This window comes from Tritonibacter sp. SIMBA_163 (assembly GCF_046535935.1).
Taxonomy (GTDB): Bacteria; Pseudomonadota; Alphaproteobacteria; order Rhodobacterales; family Rhodobacteraceae; genus Epibacterium; species Epibacterium scottomollicae.
In genome coordinates this window covers 1-21,055 of the sequence record NZ_JAWJBP010000013.1, presented here as the reverse complement: position 1 = coordinate 21,055, position 21,055 = coordinate 1, and the positions used below count along the sequence as shown (strand labels likewise).

Genomic DNA, 21,055 nt, shown 5'->3' with positions numbered 1-21,055 from the left:
GCCATCTTGCCCGTTTTCGGCTTTGGGCATGCGTCGATTTGGGGGGCATTCTGCGTCCTTGGATTGGGATCAAGGTTCAAGGGAGAGGTCTTCAGGCCGCGACACTGGAGCGGACGGCAACACATGCCCGCATGCGTTACTCTTGCGCTGAGATCCAACGGACGACCCGCCCCACAGCGTCATCGGCGAAGGCATCGGCCCCAAAGATATCTATCTTTATCAATCTCTTCATGAGGCCAAAGCCGGAGGTGACCAGCCGATCTCTGGATGCAGGCAAAAGCGAGTGGTCGGCGTTTTTCAGGGTCACGACGCGCACCTCTCCCGGCGTTTGCCCGAGAATGTCGCGATAGGTTGCGGCGCTTTGCATGGCGTCGACGTTCAGATCTCTGTCACCAAAAAGTGCCAGGACAGGGATATCAACATGGCGCAGTGCTGCGGTGGCGTCGCTTCGGAAATTGGTTTTGGCAAAGATCCAGCGCGCCTGGCTCATCGCGCTTCGGCAGCAGCTGGGGGCACCCTCCACGAGAGATGTGTAGGTGTGGTAGGGCGCATCCTTCGACATCAGATCGACCAGCAGCCGGTCGAACTCCAGGGCTTCGCGAATTTGGGCATCGGTCGCGCCCTCCAGCCGCAGCCTGTTGCGGGTCATGAACTCCGATTGTTCTATCCAGTTTATGGCGCCTGAAATTGACACCATATAGGCGAAGTCAGGTTGCGCGGCGATGGCCTTCGGCATCACCCACCCGGCTTGGCTGAACCCCAAGAGCCCGATGCTGTCTGGCTGTATGCGTCCATCGCTGCGCAGCGTGTCGGCTGCTGCGATGACCTCGTCTGCGCGGGCTTGCATGGATTGGTTCAGCCAGTTTCCGGTCGATGCGCCCACACCAGGTTTGTCCCAGGCGTAGACCGCAAAGCCAGCGTTTGTGAGCGCTTGCATGAAGGGCGTGTAGTATCCGTGGGCATCCCAGGGCATGGCGCCATCGCCATGCACGAAAATGACGGCGGGATGCGGGCCGGGATCTTCCGGCAAGAGCAGGCGCCCGGCGAGTTTGTGGTCTGCCCGGTGGACGTCCAGACGCAGGGGGTCCGGCATTACCGAAGTGGCCCAGAGCATGATGCATAGGCTCCCCAACACTGTCAGGCCGAATATGCGAAGGCGGCGATTTATCGTCACTGGGATCCTCGTTTGATGTCTCTGCGATGATGCGGATGCACCTGCGTGGTGCCCGAAGGGTCGCTGTATGGTCGCTGGTTCGAGATGCAAAACTGGAGGACCATCATCAAAGCCTATTGAAGATCATGTCCAGATTTGATGAAGGTTTTCGGCCTCTCCATCAAATCTCCACGGTCTTTGGTTCAACAACTCATGGAACTGGGCTAATTTCGCCGAAAAGAGGTGCTGCGCCGCGCATGAGTAACGACCTGATCCTTATCGTCGAAGATGAACGCGAAATCGCTGAGATCATCAGATCCTACCTGGAGCGAGGCGGCTTTCGCACTGTCACCGCGTCGGACGGGGCGTTGGCGCTGTCGCATTTTCATCATCTCAAGCCGGCGCTTGTTCTTCTGGATGTGAAAATTCCAAAGCTCGATGGCATCGATGTTTTGCGCCGGATTCGACAAACGTCCGACGTGCCGGTGATCATGATCACCGCAATGGCGGAAGATATCGAAAAGATTTCCGCCCTGCGACTGGGGGCGGACGACTACGTGGCCAAACCGTTCAATGCGCTCGAAGTTGTCGAGCGTGTCAAGGCTGTGCTGCGTCGCGCCAATTCCGGGGGGCAGGCCAGCGAACGGCCGGTTACAATCGGGTCACTGATCATCGACCACAGCGTTCATTCCGCCTTTGTGACACGCGGGACAGAACGTCTCCCAATTCAACTGACCCACACCGAATACACGCTGGTTGCCCATATGGCGCGTCTGCCGCAGCGGGCCTTCACGCGGGCGGAGTTGGTCGATGCCTGTCTCTCCGAAACCGAGGTGCTGGAGCGTACGATCGACAGTCATATCTCGAATGCGCGGCGCAAGCTGGAACTTGCGGGTGTTTCCGGTTTTCTTGAGACGGTGCGGGGTGTTGGATACCGGTTGGAGCCACTGTGATGAGGTCTGGCCCATGGAGGTTGAGGACGCAGCTCTCGCTGTCGATGATCTGCGTCGCGCTGACCGCGCTGGGTGTTTTCATCATCGGGATGATTGCGTTCTACGTCGCCCTTCAGACGTCTTGGCTGGCCAGCCTGAGCCACGAAAACCGCGCCACGCTTCATGCTTTGATCGAGGATAAAACCGTCTCTTCGGAGGCGCTGACAACGCTGGTGAGCGCCTTCTCGCTCTCCTGGAGCGGCACTTATGAACAAGCCGAACTCGCGGCCCTCAGCGCGCTGGTCATCCTGGCAACCTTGACGGCGATCTTTGGCGGGATCGTGGTCGCGCGAAAACTGAGCGCACCGATCGAGGGGGTCACACGCGCCGTGCTCAAGGTGGCAGATGGCAATATCCGGCAGGAGGTATCGCCAGTTGCGGGCGGAAGTTCCGAAACCGAAGACCTTGTCGCTGCGTTTCGATCCATGGTGCGAAGCCTGGACCAAGCCGAACGGGACGCCACCGACTCCTCCGCCGCGATCGCGCACGAGCTGCGTACTCCGCTGACCATTCTGCGAGGTCGACTTCAGGGTCTGGGCGACGGAACATTTGCGCCGTCGGAGGAGATGACCGATGGGCTGATTGGACAGGTCGACACACTCTCCCGCATCGTTGACGAACTGAGCTTCCTGTCCCGGCTCAGTTCCGGCCATTTTACGTTGCAGTGCATCGAAATCAATCTGGCCGACGAGGCGCACCGTGTCATCACGACCGTGCGTCCGGACATAGATAGCGTCGGTATGATATTGGATGTTTCACTGGATCCGGTCGTTCTGCAAGCAGATCCCGTGCGCGTGCGACAAGCGTTATCCGCGCTGCTCGACAATGCCAGGCGATATGCTGAAAGCGGTCGATACGTGAAGATCTCCACCTTCGCTGCGGGATCATTCGGATATCTGCAGGTGCGCGACCATGGTCCCGGACTTGAGCAGGGCGATCATGACAGGGTGTTCGAACGCTGGTGGCGGGGCGACAAATCCCGCAATCGCACCGAAGGGGGCACTGGGCTTGGACTGGCTGTCGTGCGCGCGATCACCCGCGCTCATGGTGGCGAGGCCAGTGTCCGTGACCTCGACGACAGATCAGGCGCGGAATTTGTCCTTAAATTTCCGTTGCAGGCGACCGGAGAGGCCATGGATTAACCCCATGGCCTGCTGCTTTTCTGACTGTGGCTTTGGTGCCCGGACGCCTCAGCGATACAGCAGAGAGCGACCGTTGTGAAAGATATGGACCTTGTCTGGCTGCGCATACAGCCGGATTTGTTTGCCGCGTAGTCCGGCGTGGATGCCCGGCAGCTTTGCGATCAGCGGGTCGCGACCCGTCTCCGGTGTGAAATACAGCACGGTGACCTCGCCCAAAGCCTCGACGATATTGACGGTTGTGTCGATCACCGCACCGTCATCACCCTCCGTGTGTTCGGTCAGATCCTCCGGTCGCACACCGATATTGACAGACAGCCCCATGTCGCTGTCGCGGGTGGGCACGGTCGAGGTGACTTCCTCGCCGTTGTAGAGCCGAAGCCGGGTGAGCGTACCGGTGCCGATCACCTCGCCCGGCAGCAGGTTCATCGCCGGAGAGCCGATAAACTGCGCCACAAATTCGTTCTCGGGGCGTTCATAGAGGTCCAGCGGCGTGCCGACCTGAGCGATGCCCTTGTTGGCCAGCACCACAATGCGGGTGGCCAGGGTCATCGCCTCGACCTGATCGTGGGTCACGTAGATCATGGTGCTGTCGGGCATCGACTCCTTCAGCTGCGCGATCTCGATCCGTGTTGCCACCCGCAAGGCCGCATCGAGGTTGGAGAGCGGTTCGTCAAAGAGATAGACCTTCGGGTCACGCACGATGGAACGGCCGATCGCAACCCGCTGCCGCTGCCCGCCCGACAGGGCCTTAGGCAGCCGGTCGAGATAGTCCTCCAGCTGCAGGATCTTCGCCGCCCGGCTGATGGCGGCGTCGATCTCCTCTTTGCTTTTGCCGGCAATCTTGAGCGCAAAGGCCATGTTGTCGCGCACCGTCATATGCGGATAGAGCGCGTAGGACTGGAACACCATGGCGATGCCGCGCTGCGCGGGCGGGATATCGTTCATCACCGCGCCGTCGATCTCCAGCGTGCCGCCGGTGATCCGCTCCAGCCCCGCGATCATCCGCAACAGCGTGGACTTGCCGCAGCCCGAGGGCCCCACAAAGACGATCAACTCGCCCTGTTTGATGTCGAGGTCGATGTCGTTCAGCACATTGACCGCGCCGGCATAGGTCTTTTCCACTCCGGTCAGTTTCAGGTTCGCCATGGTGTCCTCCTCCCAGAGTGTTTTATGCGCGCCGTGCGAGGCAGGGTTGCCAGGGGGCCAGTGTCAGCGTGCCGACCGTGGCCGCCACATCCGCGCTGCCGAGGTCATCGCCCAGCTGTTCCCACGCGCCCGCGGGCAGGGTGATCTCTGCCGGTGTGTCGCTGAGGTTGAAGGCGCAGAAGATCTCCTCGCCCTCCGCCGCACGGGTGAACTGCACCACATTGCCAGTGGCCTGCACCCTGTCATGACTGCCCCGCGACAGGGCGGCATGGGCGCGGCGCAGAGCAATGGCGTGGCGATAGTAGTGGACCAGCGCGTCTGGATTTTCTTCCTGGGCGCTCACCGCCAGTTCGGCATGTTCCAGACTGACAGGCAGCCAGGGGCGTGCCTCCGTGAAGCCGCCATAGGTGTTGCCCTTGTCCCAGACCATCGGCGTGCGGCAGCCGTCGCGGCCCTTGAACTCGGGCCAGAACTCGATGCCATAGGGGTCCTGCAGATCCTCAAAGGCGATATCGGCCTCGGGCAGGCCCAGTTCCTCGCCCTGATATATGCAGACCGACCCGCGCAGGCACATCATCATCGTCGTGTACAACCGCAGCGCCGCGTCCGACAGGTTCCAGCGGCTGACATGACGCACGACATCATGGTTGGAAAACGCCCAGCAGGCCCAACCATCGGCGGCCACGTCGTCGACCTTGTCAAACACCTCTGCCACCCGAGCTGCGTTCAGTGGATCCTTGGCAAGGAATTCAAACGCGTAGCACATGTGCACGCCGGTGTTACCGGCGGTGTACTCGCCCAGGATCTCCAACCCGCGCTGCGCGTCGCCCACCTCGCCCACGGCGGTCTTTGCCGGGTATTCATCCAGCAGCGCCCGGAACCGGGCCAGGAATTCGAGGTTCTCCGGCTGGTTCTTGGAATAGAGGTGCTCCTGGTGGTTATAGGGGTTCACCGAGGGGGCGATGTTGGAATTGCGCTGATCCTTGGGCAGGGCCGGGTTCGAGCGCAGCTCTTTATCGTGGATGTAGAAGTTGATGGTATCCAGACGGAAGCCATCCACGCCGCGTTCCAGCCAAAATCGCGTGGCGTCCAGCAGCGCGTCCTGCACCGCGTCGCAGTGGAAGTTCAGGTCCGGCTGCGAGACGAGGAAGTTGTGCAGGTAATATTGTTCACGCCGCGCATCCCAGTGCCAGGCAGGGCCGCCAAAGATCGACAGCCAGTTGTTCGGCGGCGTGCCATCGGGCTGCGGGTCGGCCCAGACGTACCAATCCGCCTTGGGGTTGTCGCGGCTGGCGCGGCTTTCGACAAACCAGGGGTGCTGGTCGGAGCTGTGCGACAGCACCATGTCGATCATCACCCTGAGGCCGAGGTCATGCGCCCGTGCCACCAGTGCGTCGAAATCCCCCAGCGTGCCGAACATCGGATCGACGTCGCAGTAGTCGCTGACGTCATAGCCGTAGTCCTTCATCGGCGAGGTGAAGAAGGGCGAAATCCAGATCGCATCCACCCCAAGCGAGGCGATGTGATCCAGACGCGAGGTGATGCCCGGCAGATCGCCGATGCCGTCACCGTTGCTGTCCTGATAGCTGCGCGGATAGATCTGGTAGATCACCGCGCCGCGCCACCAGTCGGGATCGGCAGCCAGCACGGAAGCAGGATTGATGGAGGTCTGAGCGTTCATGTCGTGAGGTCCGTCATCGAAAGTTGTAGGAAGGGGCACCAGGGGTCACTTGACCGACCCGGCCAGAAGCCCGCGTACGAGATACTTCTGCATGGCAAAGAACACGGCGAGCGGCACTGCGATGGAGACAAAGGCGGAGGTCGCGAGGATCTCCCAATTGCCGCCGCGGGTGCCCAGAAGCTCGACGATCTGCTTGGTCATCACCGTGGTCTCGCCCGTCGCGTCGATTAGGAACACCATGGCCACCAGGAGATCGTTCCAGGTCCACAGGAACTGGAAGATCGCGAAAGAGGCCAGTGCCGGGAACGACAGCGGCAGGATGATACGGGTGAAGATCTGGAAATCGGTGGCGCCATCGACGCGGGCGTTCTCGATGATGTCGCGTGGGATGCCCACCATGTAGTTCCGGAGCAGGTAGATCGCCAACGGCAGGCCGAACCCGGTATGCGCCATCCATACGCCGAGGTAGCCCTTGCCGATGCCGATCTCGTTGTGGAACTTCAACAATGGGATCAGTGCGAGCTGCAGCGGCACCACCAGCAGGCCGACGATGGCGGCGATCAGCAAGGCGCGGCCCGGGAACTCCATCCATGCCAGCGCATAGGCGGCAAAGGCCGCCACCAGAATGGGGATGATGGTCGCCGGGATCGTCACCGTCAGCGTGTTGAAAAAGGCGCGTGCCATATTGTCGGTGGCGCCGCCCGAGATCAGGATGGTCTCGTAGTTCTGCAGCGTGAACTCCGGTGGTACCACGGCGGTGACAAAAACACGCGGGCCACGGCGTCCGCCCATCTCCTCTGTCGCTTCCATCCGGTAGCTGCCGTCGGCCTCGACCGTCAGTCGCTCGCCGCCGCGCAGCTCGGCCATGTCACCGGGCCCATAGGCAGAGATGTCACGGGCGTTGGTGCCCCAGGCGGAAATTTTAGCGTCGCTCTCACCTTCAAACAGGTTGCCCTCGATCACCCAGAGATCCCCCTCCGGCACCTGCGTCTCCGGGGCGGCGGTGCGCAGGGTGAGGTTTTGTTCGGTCGGGAACAGCGCCTTCCACCAGCCCGAGGTGGCGATCTGGTCGCCGGTGCGGAAGGAGGAGATAAACAGGCCAACCGTCGGGAAGAGCCACAGCCCCACCAGCACGATGACCGAGATACGAAGCGCCCAGATCAGCCCAGGCTTCTGTCCAGCTATGGCATTCATGGCTCAGCCCTCCCTCAGCGCATTTCGCGGCGTGCGTTGTAGACGTTCCAGACCAGGATCGGCATGACCAGCAGCATGATGATCATTGCCGAGGCGGAGCCGACGCCCCAATCATTGGCGCGGAACAGCTTGTCGTACATATAATTGGCCAGAACCTGCGTCTCCCACTGGCCGTTGGTCAGGGCGAACACGATGTCGAAGATCTTCAGCACCACGATGGTGATGGTAGTCCAGACCACCACGATGGTGCCCATGATCTGCGGCACCTTGATCTTGAAGAAGATCTGGAACGGCCCGGCACCGTCCACGATGGCGGCCTCGATGGTTTCTTCCGGAATGCCACGCAGGGCGGCGGACAGAATTACCATGGCAAAGCCGGTTTGGATCCACACCAGCACCATCATCAGAAAGAAGTTGTTCCAGAACGGGATGGTCAGCCATTGCTGCGGCTCCACGCCGCCCAGCCAGACATAGATCGCGTTCAGGATGCCGATCTGCTCGGTGCCCGGTGGGCGGGCGTCATAGACCAGTTTCCAGATCACCGCGGCGCCGACAAAAGAAATCGCCATCGGCATGAAGATCAGCGATTTGGCGATATTGCCCCAGGCCAGCCGGTCCGTCAGCTGGGCCGCCAGCAGGCCAAAGGCGGTCGAGACCGCAGGCACCACCAGAAGCCAGAGGAAGTTGTTCTGCAAGGCTTCCCAGAATTTGGCCTCGCCCAGCATCTGGCTGTAATTGTCCAGTCCGACGAATTCTGAGCCACCACCGGGCAGCCGCTCGGTCAGCGACAGGCGCATGGTCTCCACCACCGGATAGGCAAGATACAGCCCCAGCGCCAACAGCGCCGGCAGCAGAAAGAGCCAGGGACGCACCATATTGGCACGGCGGATGTTGCGGGCGATGTGCGGGCCGCGGGCGGGAAAGATCAGCTTGTCGAGGATCACGTTGGAGAGATAGAAATAGCCGACACAGCCCCCGACGCCAAAGGCGATGGTCAGCAGCCCCTGAATGGCTGGATGCATGACTGGCTCCTGAAAAAGAGTTGAATGCCGGAAGGTGACCTGCAGCCCGTGCGGCACCGCTTAGCGGCAAAGGGGGCAGGGCCGCGCGGGGCGGCCCTGCGGTGGAGGCGACAGGTTACTTCAGCGCGTCCCAGGAGGATTGGATCTCTGCAGCCACGTCCGACGCGGCAGCGCCACCGGCATAGTCGACCATGCCGGTCCAGAAGGCTCCTGCGCCCACGCCACCCGGCATCAGGTCGGAGGCGTCAAAGCGGAAAGTGTCGGCGTTCAGAAGGATCTCGCCCATCTTCTTCAGCGTGTCGGTGGCGTAGAGTTCGGTGTTCACGCCCTTGTGGGGTGTCAGGAAACCCTGCTGGGCCATCCAGACCTCATGCGCGATGGGGGATTTCAGGAACTCCATCAGTGCCCGCGCGCCATCGCTGTCGTTGGTAATCGACCAGATGGTGCCCGCACCCAGAACCGGGTTGCCCAGCTCTTTGCCCTCATAGGCAGGGAAGTAGAAAAAATCCGCGTCCAGACCCATTTCGGTGCCTTCGGGGAAGAACGCCGGAATGAAAGAGGCCTGACGGTGCATCATGCACTGCGGCGGGCTGGCGAACAGACCCTTGGGGCTGTCGCGGAAATCGGTGGAGGCCACCGCTCCGGCGCCGCCGGAGACATAGTCCTCGTTGCGGGCGAAGTAGCCAAATTCCTCGATTGCCTCGACCACACGCGGATCGTCGAACGCGATCTCGTTGGCGACCCACTGGTCATAGACCGACGGCTCCTGCGTGCGCAGCATCATGTCCTCGACCCAATCGGTCGCCGGCCAGCCGGTTGCGCCACCTGAGCCCAGGCCGATGCACCATGGCGTGTTGCCATCATCGACCATCTGATCGGTGAGCGTCTTCAGCTCCTCCATCGAGGAGGGGATCTCATAGCCGAAATCCTCGAAGTTCTCCGGGTTGAACCAGACCAGCGATTTCACGTCGACCTTGTAGAACAAACCATACAGATCATCGTTGCCATCGGGGCCGGAGTAGGTGCCCAGATCGACCCAGGACTGACCTGCGGCGTAGTTGTCCGTGACCCAGGTTGCCGTGTCTTCGCCCAATGGCGCGATGAAGCCGCGCCCGGCCATGTCAGAGACCAGACCCGGCTGCGGGAAAACTGCGACATTGGGGGCGGAGCCGGCCTCGGCATCGACCACGATCTGCTGCTCGAAACTGTCAGAGCCAGCATAGCGCACATCAGCACCGGTTGCGGCGCCGAAATAGGCCAAGACGTTTTCAACCAGCGCCTGATCCGGACCCAGCCAGGGGCCAAACACGGTCACCTGTTCGCCGTCGAGGTCGATTTTTTCCAGTTCGGCGTAGCTCGCCCAATTGAAGTCACCTTCGCCGACCGGAAAAATCAGCTCCTGCGCGCTGGACGTTCCCGCCATCAGCGCCATGACGCCCGCGGCCGTCATCAATGTCCGTTTCATGTCATCTCCTCCCAAGATTTCGACACTCATCGCCGTGGTTCTGGTCTGGGCCATCAATCCCGATTTGCAGGATGCCTTCGACCAAATAACCAAAGCGCTTTGACTTTCTCCAAACTTCTAGATTCGAAGCGATCTGTCAATGAGTCTATGCTAGCGCCAAATATATAGGGTTGAATTTTCTTCTTCTCCTCGGCGATAAAGAGGGGCACTCTGGCCGTTCTGAAACCAGCCGCACGATAATTTAAAGCGCTTTGGAGATTTGCAGATGAACCTCAAGCAGCTGTCCACGCTTCTGGGCCTGTCCCAGACCACCGTGAGCCGGGCGCTGAACGGCTACCCCGAGGTCAGCGAGGCGACGCGCCAGCGTGTGATGCAGGTCGCCGATCAGCACAACTATCGCCCCAATACGCGGGCCAAGGCGCTGGCCACCGGGCGCGCCATGGCGATTGGCCATGTGATCCCGCTATCGACCCAGCACGAGATGATGAATCCGATCTTTGGTGATTTCATCGCCGGCGCCGGGGAAAGCTACAGCACGGCCGGCTATGACATGGTGCTGTCGTTGGTGGCGGATGAGGACCAGTCCCGCGCGTATCATGACATGGCGGCAAAGCGGAATGTAGACGGTATCGTGCTGCACGCGCCCAAGATGCAGGATGCCCGCATCACCCTGCTGCAACAGATCGGTCTGCCTTTTGCGGTACACGGGCGTGCCACCGATATCGCGGGCCCCTACAGCTGGCTCGACGTCAACAACACCAGCGCCTTTCAGCGAGCAACCGATTTCCTGCTCGACCTTGGCCATCGCCGCATCTGCCTGGTGAACGGTCAGGAGAGCATGGATTTCGCCTTCCGCCGCCGACGTGGGTACGAGGCCGCCCTGCAGGCCCGCGACATCGCCCCCGACCCGGCGCTGCTGTTCGCGGGCGAGATGACGGAGGTCTACGGCTACGATACCGTGCGGCGCACGCAACTGCTGGAGCAGCCGCCCACCGCCTATCTGGTGTCCTCGATCATCGCTGCCTTCGGGGTGCGCCGCGCGATCGAGGAGGCCGGCCTGACAATGGGGCGCGACATCTCCGTCATCACTCATGACGATGATCTGTCCTACCTGCGCAACGGCGCCGATGTGCCGGTCTTCACCGCCACGCGCTCTTCCGTGCGCCACGCAGGCAGCCGTCTGGCCAAGCTGCTGATCTCTCAGATCGAAAACCCGGGCGCGCCGCCGCTCACCGAACTGCTCGAAGCAGAGCTGACTGTCGGCCGTTCCACCGGCCCCGCTCCCAACAGGATCTAGCGATATGGACCATTTCACCTTCACCCGCAAAGACTTCCCGGCGAACTTCCTGTTCGGCAGCGCCACCTCCTCTTATCAGATCGAAGGTCATGGTTTTGGGGATGCCGGGCCGACCCATTGGGACAGTTTTGCCGCTACGCCGGGCAATGTGGTGCGCGCCGAGAACGGTGAGATCGCCTGCGATCACTATCATCACTTCGAGGCGGATCTGGATCTGGCCGCCGCAGCGGGGCTGGATTGCTACCGCTTTTCGACCAGCTGGGCACGTGTCCTGCCCGAGGGCACTGGAACGCCCAACCCCGAGGGGCTCGATTTCTACGACCGCCTGACAGATGCGATGCTGGAGCGCGGGCTGAAACCTTGCGCGACGCTCTATCACTGGGAGCTGCCGCAGCCGCTCGCGGACCTCGGCGGTTGGCGCAACCGCGACATCGGCAATTGGTTTGCCGAGTTCACCGAGGTCATCATGGGGCGGATCGGCGACCGGATGTATTCGGTGGCGCCAATCAATGAGCCTTGGTGCGTCGGCTGGCTGTCGCATTTCCTCGGCCACCACGCGCCCGGCCTGCGCGACATCCGCGCCACCGCCCGCGCCATGCACCATGTTCTGTTGGCCCATGGCCGCGCCATCGAGGTGATGCGCGGCCTCGGCATGGATAACCTTGGCGCGGTATTCAACTTTGAATGGGCCACTCCGGTGGACGACAGCGCCGCCGCGCAGGCCGCTGCCGAGACCTACGACGCCATTTACAACCGTTTCTTCCTTGGTGGCGTGTTCAAGGGCGCATACCCCGAACCGGCCCTGAAGGGTCTGGAGCCTCATTTGCCCAAGGGCTGGCAGGAAGATTTCAAAACGATAACACAGCCAGTCGACTGGTGCGGTCTGAATTACTACACCCGCAAGGTGATTGGCGCCGATGACGGTCCCTGGCCGCACTACGCGGAGCTAGATGGTCCGCTGCCCAAAACACAGATGGGTTGGGAGATCTATCCGGACGGGCTCTACCAGTTCCTGACCCGGACAGCCGCGGACTACACGGGCGATCTGCCCTTGATCGTGACCGAGAACGGCATGGCCAACCCGGATGTGATCACAGGGGGCCGTGTGTCTGACCCCGAGCGCATTGCCTATGTCGATGCCCATCTGGCTCGCGTCCGCCGCGCGATCGCCGACGGCGTTCCGGTGCAGGGCTATTTCCTGTGGTCGCTCATGGACAATTACGAATGGGCGCTGGGGTACGAGAAGCGCTTTGGCATGGTGCATGTGGACTTCGACACCCTGGTCCGTACCCCCAAGGCCTCATACTACGCCTTGAAGGAGGCATTGACCGGGTGATGTTGCACAGACCGCCTATTGATTTTATGGCTAACAGTCATCGATATTCATCGGCGAGGAAAGTATGAACCTATCCAAGTGGTTACATATTGCGCTAGCAGGTTGTGCGAAGCGCCTTATCCCGCGAGATGGCGACTGTCTGCAGCTTGTTGAAGGTTTTCTGTGTTCCAGAAAATATGATGACTGCGAGTAGGATTAGGGCGGGCATGTGGCCCGACCGGTTTGCGCAGTCCCACCGCAAGCTAGTGTTGTCTTGGAGAGGTCGGTGATGCTGACTTCCGGCAGGCGTTTGTCAAGATTACGGATAATGGCATCAGTCGCTTCGGGGGCAACGGCAGGCAACCGGTCTGTTTTGAGGGTCCTGTTCTCGAAAGGTCACCCAGAAAGGCGGCCCCGGAAATTCGGGCCAATTGTTGATGCGACTGATCGCAATTCTACTAGAAGCCCAAACCCAGCAAGGCCACGAAAAACCACGAGATTTACCCTTTACTTTTGCGTCGCCTGCGCGTGGATCTGCCCAAGCATGTCTGGTGTGCGGATATCGGTCACGCTGGAAGCCGAGTTCTGGGTCGATGCGCTGACCAAACGACCCACAAGCTTGGCCCGCCTGAGATAATGAACGCGGATCAGGGCAGCCAGTTCACTTCTCTTGTCTTGACTGACCGGTTGCGACGACCCGGCGTTCGTATATCGATGGATGGAAAGGGGTGGTTTCTCGACAACATCTTAGTCGAACGATTGTGGGGAGCTCGAAAACCGAACGCGCCTATCTGCGCGCCGGGGAAACGGGATCGGAGGTCAAGGCTGGCGCCATATACTGGATCGAGTTCTACAATCTCAGGCGTCTGCATTCTGCCCTTGGCGGCAAAACACACGCCGTGGTCTATTGGCAGCGAAATGAAACAACAAACCCCGGTCAGCAGCTGCAAAGAGTAGCTTAAGTTGCGCCGGATCCTGTCCAACAATTCGGGAATAGCTCAGGACGCAGGCTGACTCTCGAGAAAGGACTGAATGTAAGCGAGGGTCCGATGCATCTAACATGCTTCGGACCCTCCGTGATCGTTGCGCGTAGGCAAGCTCAGAACAAAGTAACGTTGTCCGCCGCTGCAGGCTTGCGGACGGGAGCGGCTTGCGTCCGGGCCACTGCCGCGCGCTCCTCCTCGCCGAGGCGACGATCATCTGCCACATGTGTCTGTTGCGCAGCACCCGAACAAGCGTGAAACCGGACTCGTCGAGCAGATGTACCGCCAACCGAAGATGAGATCACTGGAATACCTTCATCACGAAGGAAGCGCTGCACAAAATCAGCGTTGTTCGCACCGATATCAGACAGGTTGGCGGACATCTTTGCACCACCAAAAACCTTGGCTTTCAGGTTAGAGCGCTGCGCGCCTTTTTTCATGATGCCGTTGATCAACAGCTCCATCGCGTGAACGCCGTAGCGGGCGCTGACACCACCACCCGAGGACGACGCGAGCAAGAAGTGATTCATCCCGCCGACCCCGACTTTTTCATCATAAATGCAGGCTGCGATGCAGGACCCTAGCACAGTTGAAAAAGCGACTTTGGGATCCGTTGTCACCTTGTAGTCACCTTGTAGCACGGTGACCGTACTCGTATTTTGAAAAACAGTCGACAAAGCGGCTTCCTTCCAGATCTCTAGGCTCAGGTCTTGCAGGCTTGCAAGAGTGCACCGGCCATTTGGGCCAGAGGTACTTGTTTTTGGGCGGCTCCGGTTTCCCAAGCCACCCTGGGCATGCCGTAGACGACGGCGGTTTTTTCATCTTGGGCAAAGGTTGTCGCGCCAGATTTGCGCAATTCCAACATGCCCTTGGCCCCATCTTGCCCCATACCGGTTAAGATTGCGGCAACAACATCCTGTGCAAACGGAATTGCAGACGAAAATAATGCGTCAACGGATGGCGTATGGCCTGAAATGTTTGGCCCTTCCTTCATCCGCAGGCGATACGGCTTGCGCGGTGTCACCCCCATGTGGCGAGGTTGGCCGGCCGCGATGTAGACATGCCCCGTTTGCAAAGTGATATTGTCGTCCGCTGCAACGACCTTCGCCGGGCAGATTCGGTCCAGCAACGAAACCAGTCCCGACCCAAAGCTCTTGCCCGTGTGTTGCACAATCAAGGTTGGCGGGCACTGTATCGGAAATCCGACGAGAACATTGCGCAACGCTTCAACACCCCCGGTTGACGATCCGATGAGGATGATTTTCTTAAAGTTCTCCCGAGACGCTACAGTTTTTCCGGTCGCGGCAGGGGGGGCGTTGCGACGCGGTGCTTTGATCATCATGTCAAAGTACTGGATGAACTGGCGCGGAGTGTCGGATTTCGTCAGCTCGAAAATGCCCGCTCCGACGTTCAACAATGGCGAGGAGCGCCGCGCGGGTGTCGAATTCGTGCTATCCATCACGGACACCCAGCGCACATCGAGTGCGGAGAACAGGGCGAGCATCATTTCGAACTCGGGTAATTTCGTGAACCCGTCTTCTACAAATGCAAAACTGGGCTGACCCGCTTCTGCTTGGTTGTAGGCCATCATCAAATTGTTGGCCAACAAGACCTGCATGCCTGGGTAAGCCGCCTCCATCTGCTTCTGCAGAGTCCGAGCAAAGTTTCTATCAGTCGTTACAATCAAGACGCTTAAGGAAGACAATGGCTTACCCACTTGTTTACCCCGACGATCCGGGAGTTCCTATTCAACAAGACAACATCGGCCTCGTCAGTTCATTTTGTATTCGTGCCAAAGCTCATCCAAGGCGCCGCCATATCACATACGCGCGTCCCCGGGCCTCAGCGTTCAATCACTCACCACCCGAAGACCGAACCTACCGCGGCGCCCATCATGAGGCGTCAGAGCGGGACGTCCTTTGCCACCTTCGCACTGGGGGTAGGTGGCATCTGTGCGCGATAGGGTGGGACATGTCTCAGCAGCGGGTGTGAAACTACGCCGTTTCATTGCGAGCGGAGCGTCATAAGCCGCTGAAAACCGACTCAAATTACTGTCTGTCAGAGTGTGCTTTCCCGACTTGGCGCAGTCCTGCTTATAATGAGCGTCCTGCGCGACAATTGCGCGGCTGCTCTGCTCGCCCAAAGAATGCGAATTCCGACAGCGTGGTTCACCCGAGGGAACCGTGAGTCGTGTCCGAATCCTCAATCGCTGAGACGCGTTCATGTAATGCTCCGGAGATTCGCGCACGAGAGGGTGCGCATGGTACTTCCAGTTATAACTCCATCAGTAGGGGTTAATTTGCGCCTTACGCGGGCAAATTCTATCTGACTATATCTTATCAACTGGCTCTGATGCCCCTCGCAGCCTGAATGGATGACACCTGTATACGCATCGCACGGGTGGGTCGTTGCGGCAGTTACCTTGGGGTGCTGACAAATTGTCTGAGCAGTTCCGAGTTTCTGCAGTTTGGCGGAAATCAAATGTTAAGGCCCTGCGGCTAACACTACTCTCATCGAACTGAAATTTGTCGCCGCAAACGGGGGTGCGAATCGCGAAAATGTCCACCGAAACGCAAAAGCATACATTGGACTTGCCCAATGCCTTCGCGGATCTAGACCCATTGATCGCATTTTTCAACGCGTCTCGTGATAAGGCCGTTGAAGTGGATTGCAGCAATGTCGGCGTGATCCCATCGCGCTGCCTGCAGCTGCTTCTGGGGGCAGAACAACAATGGCGCTCCGAGGGCCTGGGTTTCTCGGTCACTAATATCAACGAAGGGTGCAGAAAGTCCCTTACCCTTCTGGGCCTGGAACCCAATCGATTTGAAGACGAGGAAACAGTATGAAAACCAAAGTTTTGGCAATCGACGACTCCCGAACCATTCGCAACCTTCTGGCAGCGACGCTTGAAGAAGCAGGTTTCGAGTACCATTGCGCCGTTGACGGACGTGAAGGTGTCGACATGTATGACAATGTCGCACCAGATGTCGTCATCACCGACATCAACATGCCCAATCTTGATGGATTTGGTGTCATCGAGGAGCTACGCGGTGATGGGATCAACTCCAAGGTTCCGATCCTGGTTTTGACCACCGAAAGCGCGCCGGAAATGAAGGCACGTGCTCGTGACGCCGGTGCAACTGGGTGGATCACCAAGCCCTTTGACGATCAGTCGCTGATTTTTGCGCTGAAGCGTGTAACCGGGGCGGCCGCGTAAAATGTCGGGGTCGATTCAAGACACATTCTTCGAGGAGTGCGAAGAGCTTCTCGAAGCGATGGATGAGGGTCTGACCGCCATCGAAGGAGGCGATCACGATCCCGAGGTGGTCAATGCAGTATTCCGCGCAGTTCACTCTATCAAGGGTGGTGGCGGAGCATTTGGCCTGGACGAATTGGTGGCGTTTGCACACAAGTTCGAAACAGTCTTTGATGAGGTGCGGTCAAACAAAGTCCAACTGGACGTCAAACTTATCCAGCTTCTCCTGCGATGCAGCGACCATCTCGCTGACTTGGTCAGTGTCGCCCGCGATGGCGGCAGTGTCGATGAAGAGCATAACGACGTTCTGGTTGCCGGTCTTGAAGAGTACCTCGGCGAAGAAGAAGAAGAGTTGACCTTTGAGCCTATGGGCCTTGGTGGACCAGCGGTTCCTCTGCCTTTGGATCTCGAAGAAGAGAAAACCTATCAAATCCGCTTCCAGCCTCTCAAAGAGATGTTCGGGACCGGGAACGAGCCGTTCTTCCTTTTCCAGACGCTTTCCGAGCTGGGCACGCTGAAGGTCACGCTTGACGAAACCGAACTTCCCGGTTTCGACGCCATGGCGATGGATGACAGCTATCTTGCATGGGACCTGACACTGACGACGAAAGAGCCGAAGTCAGCGGTAGAATCCGTCTTCGAATTTGTCGAAGGCCTATGCGAGCTTTCGATCGTGTCTGACAAAGATTCTGAAGATGAAGCCGCTGCCCTGGCTGCACTCAACGCCGCATTTGGCGTGCCCGGGGAAAGTGCCGAACCCGAGCCGTCCGACCCTTTTGAAGAGCCGGCACCTGCAGAGGCAACTCCCATGGCGACACCAGAAGCGACAAAAGTCGAAGCCGTTAAGCCAGAGAGCAACAAGTCAGAACAACGCGGACCAAAGCCGACCTTGCGTGTTGAACTGGAGCGGGTGGACCGGCTGATCAACGCGGTTGGCGAACTTATCATCAACCACTCCATGCTGGCACAACAGATTGCCAATCTGGATGTGGCTGACCTTCGGGATGTGGAAACCGAACTCGAGGGCTTCAAAAATCTGGCTCGAGATATTCAAGAAGGCGTAATGTCCATTCGTGCGCAACCGGTCAAGCCGCTGTTTCAGCGCATGGCACGGATCGTTCGCGAAGCTTCGGCTGCGACAGAGAAAACAGCGAAGCTGGTCACCGAGGGTGAGAATACCGAGGTCGACAAAACTGTCATCGAACGCTTGTCAGACCCGTTGACCCATATCTTGCGCAACGCGGTGGATCATGGCGTCGAGAAACCGGCAGATCGCGAAGCCGCGGGAAAGAGCCGTGCGGGCGAAATACGCCTTTCCGCGTCACATCGCTCTGGCAGCGTCTGCATCGAGATTAAGGATGACGGCGCTGGTGTGAACCGGCCGCGTGTCAAGCAGATCGCCATCGACAAAGGGCTCATCCCTGAGAATGCCGATCTTACAGATGCCGAAATTGACAACCTTCTATTCTTGCCAGGCTTTTCCACAGCCAAAGAGATCTCAAATCTCTCCGGACGTGGTGTTGGCATGGACGTTGTCAAAAACGCGGTCACCGCTCTGGGCGGTAGAATTAACATCTCCTCGTCCCCCGGAAAGGGGTCGACATTCACCATTATCCTGCCTCTGACGCTGGCGGTGATGGACGGCATGGTCGTCTCCGTTGCCGATCAAACAATGGTGGTACCGATCACTTCGATTATCGAGACCATGCGTGGCAGCGATGATATGATCAACAGCTTGGGCGCTGATGGGACGCTGCTATCCATTCGCGGTAACTTTGTTCCCATCTGCGATGTCGCAGGTGCCTTGGGCCTGCGAAAGCCCGAGGGTGACAAGCCGCCCGGAGTGTATCTTCTGGTTGAGACGGAAACAGGCCAACGCAGTGCCCTGGCCGTCGACGATATTCACGACCAAAGGCAGGTCGTGATCAAGAGCCTCGACGGCGTCTGCGGCAATGTCCCCGGCGTTGCGGCTGCCACAATCCTTGGAGATGGCAAAATCGCCATGATTCTGGATTCGGAAAGCATCATCGCGGCCTCCCCTTCCTCGGCCACCTTTGATTCAGAGCGGAGAATGAGCAATGCAATCGCAAGCTGAAGTACAAATTGGCGATCAGGAGATCAAGCACGCTCAACAGAGTGAGTTTGTCAGCTTCACGGTCGCAGGGCAGGCCTTCTGCCTGCAAATCACCCAGATCCGAGAGATCCGTCGGTGGGCTCCGGTCACAATACTGCCGCACGCACCGATGGACGTCCTTGGCGTTATGAACCTACGCGGCGCAGTGATCCCCATCTATGATCTTGCGGCCCGTTTCGGCCTACAGCAGACTGAAGCAAGCGAACGCAATGTCGTGATCGTTGTCGCGGTTCACGGTAAGCCAGTCGGGCTACTAGCGGAGTCGGTTTCAGAAATTATTTCGATTAATCCTGAAGAAATCCAGGAAACCCCTCAGGTCGAGAGCCGCTATACCATGGAGTATATTCAAGGGATCATTTCCCATGATGAAACCATGGTGCGTATCATCAATCTTGACGCCGTTATCTCTGCACCGGAGCAAGGTTTGTCGTGAGTATCGCTGGTCCAGTAGAGTCCTTTGACGGTGGTGGTATCGTCCTGTCAGATCAGGACTTCGAGGCCGTCGCTCAGTTCGCGTATAAACACTTTGGCTTGGCGATGTCGCCAAGCAAAAAGCCACTGGTGTCGTCACGCTTATCACGCAAGCTTCGGAAGCAGAACATAACTGACTTCAAGGAGTATCTAAAGCGCTTAGACGGTCAAAATGCAGACCACGAACGAAGCGAACTGTTGTCTCTTCTGACCACCAATGTGACTCAGTTTTTCCGTGAGCCGCATCATTTCGAGACGTTACGCCAAGATGTACTTCCGCCTCTGATTGAGCGCGCGAAGAAAGGCGGACGAGTTCGAATTTGGTCGGCGGGATGCTCGATCGGACAGGAGCCCTACACGATTGCTGCAATCCTGCACGACCTCTGCCCGGATGCGGATCGATACGATATCAAGATCCTCGGAACCGATATCGACCCTGTTGTGGTGCGCACTGCAGAAGAAGCGCAATATCCGCTCGAGGATTTCGAAGGCATCCCGCAACAGTATAAGATGCAACTGGAACCGGGCAACAAACCAGAAACCGGTCGGGTTCCGCAGCATTTGCGAAAGCTAGTGACTTATGGCGTTCTAAACCTAATTCAGCCGTTTCCCTTTAAGGGTAAGTTCGACGCAATATTCTGCCGGAATGTCGCAATCTACTTCGACAACCAAACGCAACAGAAAGTCTGGCAAGCTTTCCAGCGCACACTCACCCCAGGAGGCTACCTTTTTATAGGTCACTCTGAACGCATGTCCGGCCCGGCAGCTCAATACATGAAGACGGTCGGCATCACCACATACGTCAATACCCCCGGCTAAACACGCACTCACGGTTAGCCAAGACGAGAACACGAGGAAAAAAACCATGAGCTTGAAAGACTCCCTGCGCGTGATGGTTGTCGACGACATGTCGACCAGCCGAGGCATTCTTACCCAGTGTCTTGATGAACTCGGCGTGAAGAACTATCTCGTTGAAAATAATGGACAGTCTGCGTTCCAGAAACTTGCGACCAACCCGGTTCATCTTGTCCTGTCGGATTATAACATGCCGGGAATGGATGGACTGGGACTATTGCAGGCCGTCCGCGGCAATGCAGCGACCCAACGTGTCGGCTTCATTTTGGTGACGGGGAAGCCGACTCCAGAAGTTATCGAGGTCGGTAAAAAACTTGGCCTGAATAATATCATCCGCAAACCGTTCACGGTTGCGTCGATGCGCCAGGCTATAGAACAGGTTGTGGGGCGTTTGTAAGATGAGCACGAAATCTTCTAAACCGCTAGATACGGTATATGCGAATTCGGCGCGCGAAATGCGTCAGCTGCAAAGCCAGATTCAGCAGCTGGAAGATACCGTTTTGACCATTGTTGAACGCCGCACGCCCCCGACGAGCGCTGAAATACGAGAGTTGCAGGATTTTGATTTAATCTCTCAAACACTTGGTGGCTTGTCGACGTTCTTTGACTCGTTGAGGGAACAAGTGGGAACTCAAGATTGCACCGACATCAATCTCGCTACGCAAGACGTGACCCTTCAGCTGCTGCGGGATCGGTTGAGAGAAAGAAATGCACTCTTTGAGCTTTAAGATTTCCGCTTTCGACGCAATCTGCTTCGGCGGATAAATTAGAGAACCCGGTTGCTTTCACCGTAAGCAGCCGGGTTCATTTTATTTATGAAAAGGGCGTTGTTGCGCAAATCCCTGGGGATTCATCTCGTGAATCCAGCATGCTAGGTCGTGTTGACAAAAGGGATTCACATCCGCTCGCGGGCGTGATTCAAGCTGGTATCTGTAATGGAGACCAACTT

19 protein-coding genes are annotated in these 21,055 nt (G+C 58.5%); 11 read left to right on the top strand and 8 right to left on the bottom strand.

Annotation, left to right across the window (positions count from 1 at the left end):
* Positions 1-136: 136 nt before the first annotated feature.
* Positions 137-1,114 carry an alpha/beta hydrolase family protein gene (locus R0J92_RS16245; protein WP_411052395.1) on the bottom strand — a complete coding sequence of 326 codons (978 nt, stop codon included), beginning with the start codon at positions 1,112-1,114 and terminating at the stop codon, positions 137-139.
* 296 nt (positions 1,115-1,410) lie between these two features.
* Between R0J92_RS16245 and R0J92_RS16240 the strand changes: the two genes are divergently transcribed.
* Positions 1,411-2,106 carry a response regulator gene (locus tag R0J92_RS16240; RefSeq protein WP_106164714.1) on the top strand — a complete coding sequence of 232 codons (696 nt, stop codon included), beginning with the start codon at positions 1,411-1,413 and terminating at the stop codon, positions 2,104-2,106.
* On the top strand, positions 2,106-3,287 hold the full coding sequence (locus R0J92_RS16235; RefSeq protein WP_411052394.1) for a sensor histidine kinase: 1,182 nt from the start codon (positions 2,106-2,108) through the stop codon (positions 3,285-3,287). The genes R0J92_RS16240 and R0J92_RS16235 overlap by 1 nt, the downstream gene beginning before the upstream one ends.
* 48 nt (positions 3,288-3,335) lie before the next feature.
* Here the strand turns inward: R0J92_RS16235 and R0J92_RS16230 are convergent, their stop codons facing one another.
* The 5 genes from R0J92_RS16230 to R0J92_RS16210 all read right to left on the bottom strand — a co-directional run bounded on the left by R0J92_RS16230 (position 3,336) and on the right by R0J92_RS16210 (position 9,795).
* Positions 3,336-4,433 (bottom strand): ABC transporter ATP-binding protein, encoded by a 1,098-nt coding sequence (locus tag R0J92_RS16230; RefSeq protein ID WP_411052393.1) that lies wholly within the window; start codon positions 4,431-4,433, stop codon positions 3,336-3,338.
* 22 nt (positions 4,434-4,455) lie between these two features.
* Positions 4,456-6,114, bottom strand: coding sequence for an alpha-amylase family glycosyl hydrolase (locus R0J92_RS16225; protein ID WP_411052392.1), 1,659 nt, complete (start codon positions 6,112-6,114; stop codon positions 4,456-4,458).
* Between the two features lie 45 nt (positions 6,115-6,159).
* Positions 6,160-7,308, bottom strand: coding sequence for a carbohydrate ABC transporter permease (locus tag R0J92_RS16220; protein WP_411052391.1), 1,149 nt, complete (start codon positions 7,306-7,308; stop codon positions 6,160-6,162).
* Positions 7,309-7,322: 14 nt separating this feature from the next.
* Positions 7,323-8,330, bottom strand: a complete 1,008-nt coding sequence (locus R0J92_RS16215; RefSeq protein ID WP_106164719.1) for a carbohydrate ABC transporter permease — start codon at positions 8,328-8,330, stop codon at positions 7,323-7,325.
* Positions 8,331-8,445: 115 nt separating this feature from the next.
* Positions 8,446-9,795, bottom strand: a complete 1,350-nt coding sequence (locus tag R0J92_RS16210) for an ABC transporter substrate-binding protein (RefSeq protein WP_411052390.1) — start codon at positions 9,793-9,795, stop codon at positions 8,446-8,448.
* A gap of 265 nt (positions 9,796-10,060) precedes the next feature.
* Here R0J92_RS16210 and R0J92_RS16205 point away from each other — a divergent pair, with 265 nt between their 5' ends.
* Together R0J92_RS16205 and R0J92_RS16200 are read left to right on the top strand one after the other, a co-directional pair.
* On the top strand, positions 10,061-11,092 hold the full coding sequence (locus R0J92_RS16205) for a substrate-binding domain-containing protein (RefSeq protein ID WP_106164721.1): 1,032 nt from the start codon (positions 10,061-10,063) through the stop codon (positions 11,090-11,092).
* 4 nt (positions 11,093-11,096) lie between these two features.
* Positions 11,097-12,428, top strand: a complete 1,332-nt coding sequence (locus tag R0J92_RS16200) for a GH1 family beta-glucosidase (protein ID WP_411052389.1) — start codon at positions 11,097-11,099, stop codon at positions 12,426-12,428.
* 1,078 nt (positions 12,429-13,506) lie between these two features.
* Here the strand turns inward: R0J92_RS16200 and R0J92_RS16195 are convergent.
* Together R0J92_RS16195 and R0J92_RS16190 are read right to left on the bottom strand one after the other, a co-directional pair.
* A complete protein-coding gene (locus R0J92_RS16195) occupies positions 13,507-14,067 on the bottom strand; it encodes a chemotaxis protein CheD (RefSeq protein ID WP_106164724.1) in 561 nt (186 codons plus the stop codon).
* Between the two features lie 26 nt (positions 14,068-14,093).
* A complete protein-coding gene (locus R0J92_RS16190; protein WP_106164725.1) occupies positions 14,094-15,029 on the bottom strand; it encodes a CheB methylesterase domain-containing protein in 936 nt (311 codons plus the stop codon).
* 919 nt (positions 15,030-15,948) lie between these two features.
* Here R0J92_RS16190 and R0J92_RS16185 point away from each other — a divergent pair.
* Genes R0J92_RS16185 through R0J92_RS16155 form a run of 7 tightly spaced genes read left to right on the top strand, consistent with a single transcriptional unit; the run spans position 15,949 to position 20,834 of the window.
* Positions 15,949-16,236, top strand: a complete 288-nt coding sequence (locus R0J92_RS16185; protein ID WP_106164726.1) for an STAS domain-containing protein — start codon at positions 15,949-15,951, stop codon at positions 16,234-16,236.
* Positions 16,233-16,607, top strand: coding sequence for a response regulator (locus R0J92_RS16180; protein WP_106164727.1), 375 nt, complete (start codon positions 16,233-16,235; stop codon positions 16,605-16,607). Before R0J92_RS16185 ends, R0J92_RS16180 begins: the two co-directional genes overlap by 4 nt.
* A 1-nt stretch (position 16,608) precedes the next feature.
* Entirely contained in the window at positions 16,609-18,741 is a 2,133-nt protein-coding gene (locus tag R0J92_RS16175) for a chemotaxis protein CheA (protein ID WP_106164728.1), read from the top strand.
* A complete protein-coding gene (locus R0J92_RS16170; RefSeq protein WP_106164729.1) occupies positions 18,725-19,213 on the top strand; it encodes a chemotaxis protein CheW in 489 nt (162 codons plus the stop codon). Before R0J92_RS16175 ends, R0J92_RS16170 begins: the two co-directional genes overlap by 17 nt.
* The gene (locus R0J92_RS16165) at positions 19,210-20,070 is read left to right on the top strand and encodes a CheR family methyltransferase (RefSeq protein WP_411052388.1); all 861 of its coding nucleotides are present in this window, start codon (positions 19,210-19,212) and stop codon (positions 20,068-20,070) included. Before R0J92_RS16170 ends, R0J92_RS16165 begins: the two co-directional genes overlap by 4 nt.
* 46 nt (positions 20,071-20,116) lie before the next feature.
* Positions 20,117-20,503: a response regulator gene (locus tag R0J92_RS16160; RefSeq protein ID WP_011536823.1), complete on the top strand. Its 387-nt coding sequence runs from the start codon at positions 20,117-20,119 to the stop codon at positions 20,501-20,503.
* 1 nt (position 20,504) lies between these two features.
* Complete coding sequence (locus R0J92_RS16155) at positions 20,505-20,834, top strand: hypothetical protein (protein WP_106164731.1); 330 nt, start codon at positions 20,505-20,507, stop codon at positions 20,832-20,834.
* Positions 20,835-21,055 lie beyond the last annotated feature (221 nt).

Excerpts from the sequence above, each read along its gene's own strand:
- R0J92_RS16245 (WP_411052395.1), bottom strand. The coding sequence starts at position 1,114 with ATGCTCTGGGCCACTTCGGTAATGCCGGACCCCCTGCGTCTGGACGTC.
- R0J92_RS16240 (WP_106164714.1), top strand. The coding sequence starts at position 1,411 with ATGAGTAACGACCTGATCCTTATCGTCGAAGATGAACGCGAAATCGCT.
- R0J92_RS16235 (WP_411052394.1), top strand. The coding sequence starts at position 2,106 with ATGAGGTCTGGCCCATGGAGGTTGAGGACGCAGCTCTCGCTGTCGATG.
- R0J92_RS16230 (WP_411052393.1), bottom strand. The coding sequence starts at position 4,433 with ATGGCGAACCTGAAACTGACCGGAGTGGAAAAGACCTATGCCGGCGCG.
- R0J92_RS16225 (WP_411052392.1), bottom strand. The coding sequence starts at position 6,114 with ATGAACGCTCAGACCTCCATCAATCCTGCTTCCGTGCTGGCTGCCGAT.
- R0J92_RS16220 (WP_411052391.1), bottom strand. The coding sequence starts at position 7,308 with ATGAATGCCATAGCTGGACAGAAGCCTGGGCTGATCTGGGCGCTTCGT.
- R0J92_RS16215 (WP_106164719.1), bottom strand. The coding sequence starts at position 8,330 with ATGCATCCAGCCATTCAGGGGCTGCTGACCATCGCCTTTGGCGTCGGG.
- R0J92_RS16210 (WP_411052390.1), bottom strand. The coding sequence starts at position 9,795 with ATGAAACGGACATTGATGACGGCCGCGGGCGTCATGGCGCTGATGGCG.
- R0J92_RS16205 (WP_106164721.1), top strand. The coding sequence starts at position 10,061 with ATGAACCTCAAGCAGCTGTCCACGCTTCTGGGCCTGTCCCAGACCACC.
- R0J92_RS16200 (WP_411052389.1), top strand. The coding sequence starts at position 11,097 with ATGGACCATTTCACCTTCACCCGCAAAGACTTCCCGGCGAACTTCCTG.
- R0J92_RS16190 (WP_106164725.1), bottom strand. The coding sequence starts at position 15,029 with ATGGAGGCGGCTTACCCAGGCATGCAGGTCTTGTTGGCCAACAATTTG.
- R0J92_RS16185 (WP_106164726.1), top strand. The coding sequence starts at position 15,949 with ATGTCCACCGAAACGCAAAAGCATACATTGGACTTGCCCAATGCCTTC.
- R0J92_RS16180 (WP_106164727.1), top strand. The coding sequence starts at position 16,233 with ATGAAAACCAAAGTTTTGGCAATCGACGACTCCCGAACCATTCGCAAC.
- R0J92_RS16175 (WP_106164728.1), top strand. The coding sequence starts at position 16,609 with ATGTCGGGGTCGATTCAAGACACATTCTTCGAGGAGTGCGAAGAGCTT.
- R0J92_RS16170 (WP_106164729.1), top strand. The coding sequence starts at position 18,725 with ATGCAATCGCAAGCTGAAGTACAAATTGGCGATCAGGAGATCAAGCAC.
- R0J92_RS16160 (WP_011536823.1), top strand. The coding sequence starts at position 20,117 with ATGAGCTTGAAAGACTCCCTGCGCGTGATGGTTGTCGACGACATGTCG.
- R0J92_RS16155 (WP_106164731.1), top strand. The coding sequence starts at position 20,505 with ATGAGCACGAAATCTTCTAAACCGCTAGATACGGTATATGCGAATTCG.